Source organism: Streptomyces sp. ISL-87 (genome assembly GCF_018614095.1).
Taxonomy (GTDB): domain Bacteria; phylum Actinomycetota; class Actinomycetes; order Streptomycetales; family Streptomycetaceae; genus Streptomyces.
In genome coordinates this window covers 89,007-102,476 of the sequence record NZ_JAGGOY010000001.1, presented here as the reverse complement: position 1 = coordinate 102,476, position 13,470 = coordinate 89,007, and the positions used below count along the sequence as shown (strand labels likewise).

Below are 13,470 nucleotides of genomic sequence, written 5' to 3'. Positions count from 1 at the left end.
ATCTACAGCTGGAGTATTAGAGCCTCCCCCCACAGGGCGGCTCTGAAGGGCCACAAAACCTTCATCTCCCACACAGCATCACTTCCAGAAGTTGCCTACAACCAACTCCCTTTCATGTTCAGGACACAAGACCAGCAACAAGCGGCGGACGGACGCGCACCGCTTCTACGAGCGGCTGGGCTTCGCCCGCAGCCACCAGGGCTTCAAGCTGGCGCTGCGGGACTGACTCGGAGCGCCGTCTCGGCGACTTGGGGACTTTCGGCCCTGGCGTGATGCTGGACACATCACCGCCAAATCGGGCGTTTGTGGTGTTGAGTATCTGCCACGCCCGATCTTGTACCGCCCGCGTCCCCTGGAGGACCGCGTGTTCCCCTCCGTCTCCCTGGCCCAGGAAATCGGCCTCGCCGTCCTGCTCGTGGCGGCTCTCGTCTGGGTGATCGGCCTCGGCCACATGCTGTGGGACAGCCGCTTCCACCAGCCGGAGCCCGGCGCGTTCGAGGGCCTCCCGGCCATCCCGGCCCAGCGTGGCGTGGCCTCGCACCCGATGGAGTCGGTGGAGCTGACCGAGGCGGAACAGCAGGCCTTCGCCGGCCTGATCCGCACGATCGCCCTGCACTGACCCGCCGGCCGGGCCCACCGCTCCCGGGCCCGCCGCCGCTGAACAAGGGCACAGAACGCAGGCACAGAACGCAGAACGCCCTCCCGCCCCGAGACCCGGGGTGGGAGGGCGTTTCGGCTGCCGGCGCCCGCGAGGGCTCAGTTGTGGCTGTGCAGGATCTCGTTCAGGCCGCCCCAGACCGCGTTGTTCGGGCGGGCCTCGACGGCGCCGGTGACCGAGTTACGGCGGAAGAGGATGTTGTCGGCGCCCGAGAGCTCCAGGGCCTTGACGATCTCGCCGTCCGGCAGGGTGACGCGGGTGCCCGCGGTCACGTAGAGGCCGGCCTCGACGATGCACTCGTCGCCGAGCGCGATGCCGACGCCCGCCTCGGCGCCGATCAGGGTGCGCTCGCCGATCGAGATGATCTGCTTGCCGCCGCCCGACAGGGTGCCCATGGTGGACGCGCCGCCGCCGATGTCGGAGCCGTCGCCGATCACGACACCCGCGGAGATGCGGCCCTCGATCATCGAGGTGCCGAGGGTGCCGGCATTGAAGTTGACGAAGCCCTCGTGCATGACGGTGGTGCCCTCGGCGAGGTGCGCGCCGAGGCGTACGCGGTCCGCGTCGGCCACGCGGACGCCCTTGGGGGCGACGTAGTCCGTCATCCGGGGGAACTTGTCGATCGAGGTCACCTGGAGGTACAGGCCCTCGGCGCGGGCGTTCAGGCGGACGGTCTCGACCTGGTCGACGGCGACCGGGCCCAGGGAGGTCCAGGCGACGTTGGCCAGCAGGCCGAAGAGGCCGTCAAGGCTCTGGCCGTGCGGCTTGACCAGGCGGTGGCTGAGCAGGTGCAGGCGCAGGTACGCGTCGTGCGCGTCCAGCGGCTTGTCCTCCAGGGAGGAGATCACCGTACGGACGGCCACGACCTCGACGCCGCGGACCGCGTCCTGGCGGATCGCCTTCGCCGCGGCGGCGCCCAGCAGCTCCACGGCCTGTTCGGCGCTGAGGCGCTCGGAGCCGGCCGGGCCGGGCTCGGCGACCAGCTCGGGGGCGGGGAACCAGGTGTCGAGGACGGTGCCGTCGGCGGCGATGGTGGCAAGTCCGGCGGCGACGGCGCCGGTGGTACGCGTAGCAGTCATGTCTGAAACCTAACCGGCGACGACCCGCGGTTGCGAACCGGTCTCATGTGCCGGGCGCGGCTCGTGCAGCGACCCCGGCCCCAGCTCGGCTCCCGGCCCCTGCAGCGACCCCGGCCCCAGCTCGGCTCCCGGCCCCTGCCGCGACCCCGGCCCCAGCTCGGCTCCCGGCCCCTGCCGCGACCCCGGCCCCAGCTCGGCTCCCGGCCCCGGCCGCGGCGCCGGCTCGGCCCCCGGCGCATGTCCCGCCGCGTGTCGCCGCCCGCCTGCGGATACGTAGAGCACCGCCCCGCCCGCGCCCGCCGCGAGCACCGCGCACAGCGGCCACAGCAGCCCGGGGGCGGCCGAGTACAGCGCTCCGCCCAGCGGCGGGCCGAGCACGACCCCGCTGACCGAGATCCCCGCGTACAGGCTCTGGAACCGCCCGATCGCGTGCTCGGGCGCCTGGTCGGCGACGTATGCGGTGGCGGTGGTCTTGTAGAGGATCTCCCCGAGGCTCAGCAGCACCATCATCAGCACGGCGCTCACCACCCCGACCCCGAGCAGCAGGGCCGCGTACCCGGCGCCGACCAGCACCAGCCCGGTCCCGATCACCGGCAGCGGCGGCCGGGCGCGCAGGGCGACGGCCGCCGGGAGCTCCAGCAGCAGGATGACGGCCCCGTTGAGGGCGATCACGAAACCGAAGATCCGGGTGTCGAGCCAGTGGTCGGCGAGGAACACCGGGAAGGCGGAGTACTGCTGGCGGTAGACGACGTCGGTCACCAGGATCGCGCCGAGCAGGACGAGTACGGCGGGACGCGCGCGCAGTTCGCCCCATACGCCGCGGCCCCGACCCCCGTGCAGGGCCGCGGCGGGCTTGCGGGAGGCGCCGCGGGCCGGGACGACCCGGGCGGTCCAGAGGGCGAAGAAGAGGGTGCCGAAGCCGTCGGCGAGGAAGAGCCAGTCGTACGAGAGCCCGGTCGCGACCAGGGCCCCGATCGGCGGGCCGAGGGTGAAGCCCCCGTTGGAGACGCAGCGCACGACGGCGAAGGCCTGGCGGCGGGCCCCTTCGGGGACGGTGACGGCGACCAGCGCGGAGTTGGCGGCGCGGACCACGCCGGAGGCGTACTGAGCCAGCGGCAGGCCTGCGTACAGCAGCGGGGTGGGCAGGAGCGGGAAGGTCATCAGGACGAGGCCGCCGAGGGTCGAGGCGGCGAGCAGCACGCGGCGGTGGCCGAATCGGTCGCCGTACCAGCCGCCGGTGAAGTTCCCGGCGACCAGGCCGATGCCGCCGATGCCGGTGACCAGGCCCGCCTGGGCGGCGTCGAGGCCGCGCGGGCCGGTCAGGTACAGGAAGGTGAAGACGAAGGTGAAGCTGACGACGGCGTTGACGAACACGCCCGCCGCCAGCAGCCACACCACTCGCGGTACGTCCTTGAACCCTTGCAGCACGCCGCCCCCAAGTCAGTTCCTTTTGGGAACGGACTATGTCAGCATGACAGCCTTGGGTCAACGGACAAAGGAGCTCCCATGGCCCAGCGCACACACCTCGGCGATGCGGACTGTGCCATCGCCCAGGCCCTCGACGTGGTGGGCGACTGGTGGACGCTGCTGATCGTGCGCGACTGCGCGCGTGGGCTGCACCGCTTCGACGAGCTCCAGCGCGAGCTGGGCATGTCCCGGAAGGTGCTGGCCGAGCGGCTGAAGCTGCTGGTCGAAGCCGGGGTGCTGACGCGCGAGCCGTACCAGGAACGCCCTGTGCGGCACGAGTACCGGCTGACCCCGCGCGGGCGGGCGCTGCTGCCGGTCCTGGTGGCCCTTCAGGACTGGGGGGACGCCTGGATCCTGGGAGAGGGAGAGATGACGGCGACGACCGACGAGGCCTCGCGGGAGGCGGCCCGCGTGCACGCGCTGCGGGGCACCCGGCTGCCGGAGCTGCTGCTGCCGGACCGTTTCGGGGAACTCCGCGACCCGGTCGCGGACACGGCGTTCACGGTGCTGTACTGCTTCCCGGGCGCGTACGCACGGGCCGAGTCGTACCCGCCCGGCTGGGCCGGAATCCCCGGCGCCAAGGGCTGTACGTTCGAGTCGTGCACGTACCGCGACCAGCTGGCGGAGTTCACGGCGGCGGGGGCGACGGTGCACGGGGTCTCCACGCAGCGGCCCGACGAGCAGCGGGAGTTCGCGGAGCAGGAACGTCTCCGCTTCCCCCTGCTCTCGGACGCGGACCTGTCCCTGACGGCCGCCCTGCGCCTGCCCACGTTCCGTGCGGCGGGGGTGAGCCGGATCAAGCGGCTGACCCTGGTGCTGGACCGGGACCGCACGGTGCGCGAGGTGATCTACCCGATCCAGGACATCGAGGCCGGCGTGGCGACGGCCCTGGCGGCGGTGCGCTCCGCCGGCTAGTGCCGTGACCGAAAAGGTTCACCGGGTCGCAGCACCCGGCCCAGGATGTCGCGGGCGTACGGCTCGTCGTACTCCGTGTCCGTCAGCAGGACTTGCAGGCAGATGCCGTCCATGACGGCGACCAGCGCCCGCGCCGTCACCGGGTCCACCCGCTGCGCCAGCGCCGCCGTCACCGACTCGCACCACTGCGCCGCCACAGGACGCAGCGCCGGGCGGCGCAGGGCCTCCAGGTAGAGCTCGTACTCCAGCTCCGCCCGCCCCCGGTCCGCGGACAGCAGCTCCCCCAGCAGGCGGGCGAGGGACCGCGCGAGGTCGTCCCCCGGGGCGGGCGGCGGCACGGTGAACGCCTCGTTCGCCTGCCGCAGCGCCGCCACCAGCAGGTCGTCCAGCGTCTTGAAGTGGTAAGTGGTCGACCCCAGCGGGACATCCGCCTCCGCCGCCACACTGCGATGGCTCAGCCCCGCGATCCCCTTGGCGCCCACCACCCGGATCGCCGCGTCGATGATCCGCTGCCGCCGCTCGGGGTCGTACCTGCGCACACCCGCCGGCATCAGTGCGCCCCGCCCAGATTCAGCAGGACCACCCCGCCGATCACCAGCGCGATCCCGGCGATCTTCGCGGCGGTGGCCGCCTCCCCCATGAACACCATGCCGATGGCGGCGATGGCGGCGGTGCCGACCCCGGCCCATATCGCGTACGCCATGCCGACGGACATCGACTTCAGGGTCTGCGCGAGCAGCGTGAAGGCGATGACGTATCCCACCAGCGTGATCAGCGAGGGCCACAGCCTCGTGAAGCCCTCGCTGTACTTCATCGCGGTGGTTCCGGCGACCTCGGCGGCGATGGCCGCGGCAAGCAGTACGTAGGGCATGCGTACAACTGTACACAGCGTTGCGTACGACCGTACACATGCCCACCCGGCGACTCCCAGGGGTCAGTTCAGCGTGAACCAGGCCGCCCGGGCCTTCTTCCACTCCGGGTGCGTCAGGTCCTTGGCCGCGATCCCGTCCCCGTACAGGTCGGCGGAACCGCTGTCGGTGACCACCTGCACCCGCGCTCCCGCCTCCGTCAGGTCCGGCACGTCCACGATGGCCTCCCAGCCGCCGGGGTCGGCGGTCGGCAGGTCGGCCCGCTTCACGGGGGCGTGCCCGGCGAACCCGTCCCACTGGTAGAGCGCGTACGGGTCGGAGTTGTCGTCGGCGGCCCAGGAGCCGGCCAGGATCAGGTACTGGTCGGCCGCGTTCTTGCGGATGTCCCGGATCGACAGCCCGCCGAGGTCGAGCTCGATGCCCGCCCCGAAGGTCGCCTTCGCACCGGTGGACAGCACCTTGTCGAAGTTCGTCACCGGCACGATCAGCGCCTTGCCACCCGGCACTGCGGGCGCCAGCGGAGCCCGGAAGCCCAGGTAGGCCGTGGTCGTGGAGCCGGGCGCGAACTCCAGCCCCTCCACGTTGAACCCGTCGATCTGCTTCGGCGCCTCGCCGGCCGCCGTCCCGGCCGCGAAGCCGTAGCGGTTCCCGTTCGCCGTGTCCCAGGCCACCAGGTCGTCGCGGAGCTGCTTGTACGAGCGCCCGTACGCGAGCTGCGTACCCGAGCCGGAACCGCTCACCGTGGTCGTGAACACCGTGTTCCGCGGCACCTTGTACTCACCGTCCTTGTTGTTGCCGAGCGAGCCCGTCCAGAAGATGGTGTCGCCGATCCGGGTCGCCCCCTCGATGTCCACCTCCTTGGTGACCCCGAGCTGCGCGCTGAAGTCCCAGGTCCGCACCGGCGCGGCCGCGCGGGAACGGTCGTACAGGCGCAGCACGTTGTTCTCGTCGTCGGCGACCACGGTGTAGCCGCCGCCGACGTCCACGGCGGCGGAGGTGTCGGAGGCTCCGGTGAAGTACCGCGCGTCGGCGGGGTTCTGCACGGCGGCGGAAGCCGCGTAGTACAGGGTCTTGCTGGCGGTCTTGCCGCCCAGTCCGGTCACCTTGACGGTGAGGTCGGTGTAGCCGCGGCCCCGCGCGGTGACGGCCAGCTGGCGTACCGCAGCGGCGCCGGTGACGCTCACGTCCCCGGTACCGGCGACCGAGGCCTTGCTGGACGCCGAGGCGCTGACGGTCAGCGCCGAGACGTCCGCCCCGCTCTGACCCACGGTCACGTTCACCACCGGGTCCCCGACCGCGCCCACGGCCCCGGTCAGGTACGAGGCCGACAGCGTGATGGTCGGCGTCCCGTACGTGACCGCCTGCGCGGGCATGCTCACGCCGGCGACGACTACCGCCGCGATCCCTGCGATGCCGAGCTGCTTCTTCATCGGTGTCCCCCACGCGTCGTGTGCGGCCCCACGTCGTGACGGCCGTCGAGAAGGTTCGGCCACCGTGGCCAACTCCCGGTGCACGTCATCCGTCCGACGAACGAACACGGCGGGCACCCCGAGACACGGGGCGGGCACCCCGAGACACGGGGAGGCCACCCCAAGGCGCAGGCAGGGCACCCCAAGACGCAGGGAGGGCCCCCGGCACAGTGCCGGAGGCCCTCCCTGAGGTACGCGTACAGCGACTCAGACGTTGAAGCCGAGCGCGCGCAGCTGCTCACGACCGTCGTCCGTGATCTTGTCCGGGCCCCACGGGGGCATCCAGACCCAGTTGATGCGGAGCTCGTTGACGATGCCCTCCGTCGCCGACTTCGCCTGGTCCTCGATGACGTCCGTCAGCGGGCAGGCCGCCGAGGTCAGCGTCATGTCGAGGGTGGCGATGTTCGCGTCGTCGATGTGGATGCCATAGATCAGGCCCAGGTTGACGACGTCGATGCCCAGCTCGGGGTCGACCACGTCGTAGAGGGCCTCGCGGACCTCTTCCTCGGTGGCGGGCTTGATCGACGCCTCGGGCGTCGCGTTCTCGGTCATGCCGTCTTCCTCTCCGCGTCGCCCAGCGCCTGGGCCGTCGCGTCCTTCCACGCCATCCAGCTCAGCAGAGCACACTTCACGCGAGCCGGGTACTTGGAGACGCCGACGAACGCGACCGCGTCCTCCAGCACCTCCTCCATGGCCTCGTCGGGCTCGATCTTGCCCTTGGACTGCATCATCTCCAGGAACACGCCCTGGATCTTCTGCGCCTCGGCCAGCTCCTTGCCGACAAGCAGCTCGTTCAGTACGGACGCGCTGGCCTGGCTGATGGAGCAGCCCTGGCCCTCGTACGAGACATCCGTCAGCGTCTCGCCGTCGTACTTCACGCGCAGCGTGATCTCGTCGCCGCACGTCGGGTTGACGTGGTGCACCTCGGCGTCGCCGTCGCGCAGGCCACGCCCGTGCGGGTGCTTGTAGTGGTCCAGGATCAGTTCCTGGTACATCGAATCCAGCTTCACTGCGTCCTCGTCGCCCTCGTCCGTCGTCAGCCGAAGAAGTTCCGTACGTGCTCCAGCCCGTCGATCAGCGCGTCGACCTCGGCCGGAGAGGAGTACAGGTAGAAAGACGCTCGCGTCGTCGCAGGAATTCCGTACCGCAGGCAGACCGGGCGCGCGCAGTGGTGACCCACGCGGACCGCGATGCCCTGCTCGTCCAGCACCTGGCCGACGTCGTGCGGGTGGATGTCGCCGAGCACGAAGGAGATCGCGGCGCCGCGGTCCTCGGCCGTGGTGGGGCCGATGATCCGCAGGTCGGGGACCTCCAGGAGGCGCTTCACCGCGTATTCGGTGATCGCGTGCTCATGCGCGGCGATCTTGTCCATGCCGATCGCGGTCAGATAGTCCACGGCCGCGCCGAGGCCCACGGCCTGGGCGATCGGGGGCGTACCCGCCTCGAACTTGTGCGGAGCCGGGGCGTACGTCGAGGCGTGCATCGACACGGTCTCGATCATCTCGCCGCCGCCGAGGAACGGAGGCAGGTCTTCCAGGAGCTCCTGGCGGCCCCAGAGCACACCGATGCCGGTCGGGCCGCACATCTTGTGGCCGGTGAAGGCCACGAAGTCGGCGCCGAGCGCCTGCACGTCCAGCGGCATGTGCGGAGCGGCCTGCGAGGCGTCGATCAGCACCAGCGCGCCTACCTCCTGCGCGCGCCGGACGATCGCCTCGACCGGGTTGACCGTGCCCATGATGTTGGAGACCAGGGTGAAGGAGACGATCTTCGTCTTCTCCGTGATGACCTCTTCGATGTTGGACAGGTCGAGCCGGCCGTCGTCGGTCAGGCCGAACCACTTCAGCTTCGCGCCGGTGCGCTGCGAGAGCAGCTGCCACGGCACGATGTTGGAGTGGTGCTCCATCTCCGTGATGGCGATCTCGGTCTCGCGGTCGACCCGGTAGGGCTCGTCCGCCCAGCCGAGCATGTTCGCGACCAGGTTGAGCGACTCAGAGGCGTTCTTCGTGAAGATCACCTCATCGCGGCTCGGCGCGTTGATGAAGGCGGCGACCTTGTCGCGGGCACCCTCGTACAGCGCCGTGGCCTCCTCAGCGAGCACGTGCACGCCGCGGTGGACGTTGGCGTTGTGCTGCTCGTAGTACTCGTTCAGCGCGTCGAGCACCTGGCGCGGCTTCTGCGAGGTCGCCGCGTTGTCCAGGTAAACGATCTTCTTCCCGTCGTGGACCACACGATCCAGAAGGGGGAAGTCCTTGCGGATCGCCTCAATGTCGAGGAGGCCAGGCAGCTGTGTCACGCGGTCGCGCCACCCTTCACGTACTTGTCGTAGCCCTCGGCCTCCAGCTGGTCGGCCAGCTCGGCGCCGCCGGACTCGGCGATCCGACCGTTCGCGAACACGTGAACGAAGTCGGGCTTGATGTAGCGCAGGATGCGCGTGTAGTGGGTGATCAGCAGCGTGCCGACCTCGCCGGTCTCGGCGACACGGTTGACGCCCTCCGAGACGATGCGCAGCGCGTCGACGTCCAGGCCGGAGTCGGTCTCGTCGAGGATCGCGATCTTCGGCTTCAGGAGCTCCAGCTGGAGGATCTCGTGGCGCTTCTTCTCACCGCCGGAGAAGCCCTCGTTCACGTTGCGCTCGGCGAAGGCCGGGTCCATGTGGAGCTGCTCCATCGCGGACTTGACCTCCTTCACCCAGGTGCGCAGCTTCGGGGCCTCGCCGCGGATGGCGGTGGCCGAGGTGCGCAGGAAGTTGGAGACCGAGACGCCGGGGACCTCGACCGGGTACTGCATGGCGAGGAAGACGCCGGCGCGGGCGCGCTCGTCGACGGACATCGCCAGGACGTCTTCGCCGTCGAGGGTCACGGTGCCACGAGTGATGGTGTACTTCGGGTGACCGGCGAGCGAGTACGCGAGCGTGGACTTGCCGGAGCCGTTCGGACCCATGATGGCGTGCGTCTCACCCTGCTTGACGGTGAGGTCGACGCCCTTGAGGATCTCGCGGGCGCCGTGCTCGGCCTCGACGGAGACGTGCAGGTCGTGGATTTCAAGCGTTGCCATGGATACCTCAGGACTCCTGGGTGAGGGAGACGAGCACATCGTCTCCTTCGATCTTTACGGGGTATACGGGTACGGGGCGCGTCGCGGGCAGACCGGACGGCTTGCCGGTGCGCAGGTCGAAGGACGACCCGTGCAGCCAGCACTCGATCTGGCAGTCTTCGACCTCGCCCTCCGAGAGCGAGACGTTCGCGTGCGAGCAGATGTCGTTGATCGCGAACACCTCCCCCTCGGTGGAGACGATGGACACCGGCGTGCCGTCGAGTTCCACCCTCTTGGGGGTGTTCTCCTCCAGCTCGCTCAGCGCGCAGGCCTTGACGTAAGTCATCAGACGGAACCCTGGAGCTCGGTCTCGATCTTGGCGAGCAGGCGCTCCTCGATGTCGTCGACACCGATCTGCTGGACGAGCTCGGCGAAGAAGCCGCGCACGACCAGGCGGCGGGCCTCGTCGGCCGGGATGCCGCGGGCCTGCAGGTAGAAGAGCTGCTCGTCGTCGAAGCGGCCGGTCGCGGAGGCGTGGCCGGCGCCGACGATCTCGCCGGTCTCGATCTCCAGGTTCGGCACCGAGTCGACCCGCGCGCCGTCCGTGAGGACGAGGTTGCGGTTCATCTCGTAGGTGTCGGTGCCCTCGGCGGTCTTCTCGATGAGGACGTCACCGATCCAGACCGCGTGCGCGTCCTGGCCCTGGAGCGCGCCCTTGTAGACCACGTGCGACTTGCAGTGCGGGGCGTCGTGCGTGACCAGGAGGCGGTGCTCCTGGTGCTGGCCGGCGTCCGTGAAGTACAGGCCGAGGAGCTCGGCCTCGCCGCCGGGGCCCGCGTAGCTGACCCGCGGGTGCAGGCGTACGACGTCGCCGCCGAAGGTGACCACGATCGACTTGAAGGTCGCGTCACGGCCGACCAGCGCGTTGTGCTGGGAGCAGTGAACGGCGGTGTCGTCCCAGTCCTGCACGGACACGACGGTGAGCTTGGCGCCGTCGCCGACGAGGAAGTCGACGTTGGCGGCGCGCACGCCGTCACCGGTGTGGTCGATGACGATGACGGCCTCGGCGAAGGCCTGCACGTCGAAGACGGTGTGGCCGAAGGTGGTGCCACCCTCGCCGTGCAGCGAGACGCGCACGGGCTCGGCCAGGACGGCCTCCTTGGGCACGGTGACGACCGTGGCCTTGGCGAAGGACGAGAACGCCTGGGCGGCGATCCGGTCCACCGGGGTACCGGCCTTGCCGATGCGCGCGTCGCCGCGCTCCACCGACTCGACCGTGACGCCCTCGGGCGCGTCGATCTGGGCCTTCATGGTGCCGTTGGCGACCGCGGTGCCGTCGTGCAGACCCTTCAGGCGGGCGAGCGGCGTGAAACGCCACTCCTCCTCGCGGCCGTGGGGCACGGGGAAGTCCGCCACGTCGAAGGACGGGGGCGCGCTCATCCGGGTGGCGACGGTGGACTCGGCGGCCACCGCGATCGCGCCGGCGGTGGTCGAACCCGCCGGAATGTTCTGAGCCTCAGCCATGGCTGTCGTGTTGCTCGCTCTCTTTAAACAATGCTGCCTACGTCAATGTGCTGGGGATGCCGGGCGGGGTCGGGGTCAGCCGACCGAGCCCTCCATCTGCAGCTCGATCAGCCGGTTCAGCTCCAGCGCGTACTCCATCGGCAGCTCACGGGCGATCGGCTCGACGAAGCCGCGCACGATCATGGCCATGGCCTCGAACTCGGTCAGACCGCGGCTCATCAGGTAGAAGAGCTGGTCGTCGGAGACCTTGGAGACGGTCGCCTCGTGGCCCATGGACACGTCGTCCTCGCGGACGTCCACGTAGGGGTACGTGTCCGAGCGGGAGATCGTGTCGACCAGGAGCGCGTCACACAGCACGTTGGACTTCGAGCCGTGGGCACCCTCGCCGATCTCGACCAGGCCGCGGTACGAGGTGCGGCCGCCGCCTCGCGCCACCGACTTGGAGACGATGTTCGAGGAGGTGTTCGGCGCCATGTGGACCATCTTGGAGCCGGCGTCCTGGTGCTGGCCCTCGCCCGCGAAGGCGATGGACAGCGTCTCGCCCTTGGCGTGCTCGCCCATCAGGTAGACGGCCGGGTACTTCATGGTGACCTTGGAACCGATGTTGCCGTCGATCCACTCCATGGTCGCGCCCTCGTACGCCACGGCGCGCTTGGTGACCAGGTTGTAGACGTTGTTCGACCAGTTCTGGATGGTCGTGTAGCGGCAGCGGCCGCCCTTCTTCACGATGATCTCGACCACGGCGCTGTGCAGCGAGTCCGAGGAGTAGATCGGGGCGGTGCAGCCCTCGACGTAGTGGACGTACGCGTCCTCGTCGACGATGATCAGCGTCCGCTCGAACTGGCCCATGTTCTCCGTGTTGATACGGAAGTAGGCCTGGAGCGGGATGTCGACCTTGACGCCCTTGGGGACGTAGATGAACGAGCCGCCCGACCACACGGCGGTGTTCAGCGACGCGAACTTGTTGTCGCCGACCGGGATGACCGTGCCGAAGTACTCCTGGAAGAGCTCCGGGTGCTCCTTGAGCGCGGTGTCCGTGTCGAGGAAGATGACGCCCTGCTCCTCCAGGTCCTCACGGATCTGGTGGTAGACGACCTCGGACTCGTACTGGGCGGCGACACCGGCGACGAGGCGCTGCTTCTCCGCCTCCGGGATGCCGAGCTTGTCGTACGTGTTCTTGATGTCCTCCGGCAGATCCTCCCAGGAAGCGGCCTGCTTCTCGGTGGAACGCACGAAGTACTTGATGTTGTCGAAGTCGATGCCCGAGAGGTCGGAGCCCCAGTTCGGCATGGGCTTCTTGTCGAACAGCTTGAGGCCCTTGAGGCGGAGCTTCAGCATCCACTCGGGCTCGGACTTCTTCGCCGAGATGTCGCGGACGACATCCTCGGACAGACCCCGCTTGGCAGCGGCGCCGGCCGCGTCGGAGTCGGCCCAGCCGTATTCGTAGGTGCCCAGGCCATCGAGCTCAGGGTGAGCAGTCTCCGTGGTCATGCGGGGTTCCTCCCGGCCGTACTTGCAGATGCTGATGTGTCTGTCTGTGTGCCGCTCGCGCTACGCGGAATGAACGTGGTGCACACCCCGTCGCCGTGGGCGATCGTGGCGAGCCGCTGCACATGTGTCCCGAGCAGGCGGGAGAAGACCTCGGTCTCCGCCTCGCAGAGCTGCGGGAACTGCTCGGCGACGTGCGCGACCGGGCAGTGGTGCTGGCAGAGCTGTTCTCCGCTGTGCGGACCGGGAGCGCTCTTCGCCGTAGCAGCGTACCCGTCCGCGGTCAACGCCTTGGCAAGGGCCTCGGTGCGGTCCGCGGGGGCGGCCGCCTCGACGGCTTCCCGGTAGGTCTCCGCCTGTGCGGCCAGTCGCGCCCTGGCGAAGGCGGCCACTGCCGCCTCCCCCTGCTCCCCGCCGCCCGCGGACTGCGCGATCCAGCGCATGGCGTCCGCGGCGAGGAGGTCGTAGGACTGGTCGAAGGCGTCGCGGCCGCAGTCGGTGAGCGCGAAGACCTTGGCGGGCCGGCCCCGGGTGCGCGTGCCGTACACGCGCTGCTCACGGGGTTCGACCACGTCGTCGGTGACGAGCGTGTCGAGATGGCGGCGGACGGCGGCCTGGGTGAGGCCGAGACGCTGGGCGAGGTCGGCGACGGTGGACGGACCGTGGTCCAGGATGGAGCGCGCCACCCGGTTGCGGGTTGACCGCTCCCCGGTCGCGAGTTCCCCCTGGGGGGTCTCGATCAGCCGTTCGCCGTATTTCACAACGCCATTGTTGCGTAATTAGCCGAGCCCCGACAAGCCGTGACCGAGGCCACTCCTGGTGGCTTCCATCACTAAGGGTGACCTAATTTGTGGGCGCGGGTCTACGCAGAGCGCGTCCCCACCAGCCATTCCGGGTCCGCGACGTTCCTCGGCACGGTGAACATCAGAGGCCGGAAAAAGGGGCCTGCCCGCCCTCCGTAGACTCAC

The 13,470-nt window shown here is 69.8% G+C and carries 15 protein-coding genes and 1 pseudogene; 3 read left to right on the top strand and 13 right to left on the bottom strand.

The features are described 5' to 3' along the window. Window positions 1–130 precede the first annotated feature (130 nt). Window positions 131–226 (top strand): annotated as a pseudogene (locus J7I97_RS00480) (GNAT family N-acetyltransferase); the annotation flags it as partial. Window positions 227–364: 138 nt separating this feature from the next. Then, window positions 365–619: a hypothetical protein gene (locus J7I97_RS00475; RefSeq protein WP_214930297.1), complete on the top strand. Its 255-nt coding sequence runs from the start codon at window positions 365–367 to the stop codon at window positions 617–619. Window positions 620–756: 137 nt separating this feature from the next. Here the strand turns inward: J7I97_RS00475 and dapD are convergent, their stop codons facing one another. Beyond that, window positions 757–1,737, bottom strand: coding sequence for a 2,3,4,5-tetrahydropyridine-2,6-dicarboxylate N-succinyltransferase (dapD, locus tag J7I97_RS00470; RefSeq protein WP_214930296.1), 981 nt, complete (start codon window positions 1,735–1,737; stop codon window positions 757–759). A 9-nt stretch (window positions 1,738–1,746) separates the two neighbouring features. After that, complete coding sequence (locus J7I97_RS00465) at window positions 1,747–3,162, bottom strand: MFS transporter (protein WP_251058349.1); 1,416 nt, start codon at window positions 3,160–3,162, stop codon at window positions 1,747–1,749. Between the two features lie 81 nt (window positions 3,163–3,243). Between J7I97_RS00465 and J7I97_RS00460 the strand changes: the two genes are divergently transcribed. Then, window positions 3,244–4,119: a winged helix-turn-helix transcriptional regulator gene (locus J7I97_RS00460; RefSeq protein WP_214930295.1), complete on the top strand. Its 876-nt coding sequence runs from the start codon at window positions 3,244–3,246 to the stop codon at window positions 4,117–4,119. Here the strand turns inward: J7I97_RS00460 and J7I97_RS00455 are convergent. The 11 genes from J7I97_RS00455 to J7I97_RS00405 form a co-directional block, all read right to left on the bottom strand. Further along, on the bottom strand, window positions 4,116–4,670 hold the full coding sequence (locus J7I97_RS00455; protein WP_214930294.1) for a TetR/AcrR family transcriptional regulator: 555 nt from the start codon (window positions 4,668–4,670) through the stop codon (window positions 4,116–4,118). The genes J7I97_RS00460 and J7I97_RS00455 overlap by 4 nt on opposite strands. Further along, entirely contained in the window at window positions 4,670–4,990 is a 321-nt protein-coding gene (locus J7I97_RS00450) for a multidrug efflux SMR transporter (RefSeq protein ID WP_214930293.1), read from the bottom strand. The genes J7I97_RS00455 and J7I97_RS00450 overlap by 1 nt, the downstream gene beginning before the upstream one ends. A gap of 63 nt (window positions 4,991–5,053) precedes the next feature. After that, the gene (locus tag J7I97_RS00445; protein ID WP_374195425.1) at window positions 5,054–6,361 is read right to left on the bottom strand and encodes a DUF3616 domain-containing protein; all 1,308 of its coding nucleotides are present in this window, start codon (window positions 6,359–6,361) and stop codon (window positions 5,054–5,056) included. A gap of 303 nt (window positions 6,362–6,664) precedes the next feature. Further along, on the bottom strand, window positions 6,665–7,009 hold the full coding sequence (locus J7I97_RS00440) for a metal-sulfur cluster assembly factor (RefSeq protein WP_007263433.1): 345 nt from the start codon (window positions 7,007–7,009) through the stop codon (window positions 6,665–6,667). Further along, a complete protein-coding gene (gene sufU / locus J7I97_RS00435) occupies window positions 7,006–7,467 on the bottom strand; it encodes a Fe-S cluster assembly sulfur transfer protein SufU (RefSeq protein WP_030292254.1) in 462 nt (153 codons plus the stop codon). Before sufU ends, J7I97_RS00440 begins: the two co-directional genes overlap by 4 nt. Before the next feature lie 26 nt (window positions 7,468–7,493). Beyond that, window positions 7,494–8,750 (bottom strand): cysteine desulfurase, encoded by a 1,257-nt coding sequence (locus tag J7I97_RS00430; protein WP_214930292.1) that lies wholly within the window; start codon window positions 8,748–8,750, stop codon window positions 7,494–7,496. Further along, complete coding sequence (gene sufC / locus J7I97_RS00425; RefSeq protein ID WP_214930291.1) at window positions 8,747–9,511, bottom strand: Fe-S cluster assembly ATPase SufC; 765 nt, start codon at window positions 9,509–9,511, stop codon at window positions 8,747–8,749. The genes J7I97_RS00430 and sufC overlap by 4 nt, the downstream gene beginning before the upstream one ends. A 7-nt stretch (window positions 9,512–9,518) precedes the next feature. After that, on the bottom strand, window positions 9,519–9,836 hold the full coding sequence (locus tag J7I97_RS00420) for a bifunctional 3-phenylpropionate/cinnamic acid dioxygenase ferredoxin subunit (protein ID WP_214930290.1): 318 nt from the start codon (window positions 9,834–9,836) through the stop codon (window positions 9,519–9,521). Continuing rightward, on the bottom strand, window positions 9,836–11,014 hold the full coding sequence (gene sufD / locus J7I97_RS00415; protein ID WP_214930289.1) for a Fe-S cluster assembly protein SufD: 1,179 nt from the start codon (window positions 11,012–11,014) through the stop codon (window positions 9,836–9,838). Before sufD ends, J7I97_RS00420 begins: the two co-directional genes overlap by 1 nt. Window positions 11,015–11,089: 75 nt before the next feature. Then, the gene (gene sufB / locus J7I97_RS00410; RefSeq protein WP_214930288.1) at window positions 11,090–12,505 is read right to left on the bottom strand and encodes a Fe-S cluster assembly protein SufB; all 1,416 of its coding nucleotides are present in this window, start codon (window positions 12,503–12,505) and stop codon (window positions 11,090–11,092) included. Then, window positions 12,502–13,263, bottom strand: coding sequence for a MarR family transcriptional regulator (locus J7I97_RS00405; RefSeq protein ID WP_308364231.1), 762 nt, complete (start codon window positions 13,261–13,263; stop codon window positions 12,502–12,504). Before J7I97_RS00405 ends, sufB begins: the two co-directional genes overlap by 4 nt. Window positions 13,264–13,470 lie beyond the last annotated feature (207 nt).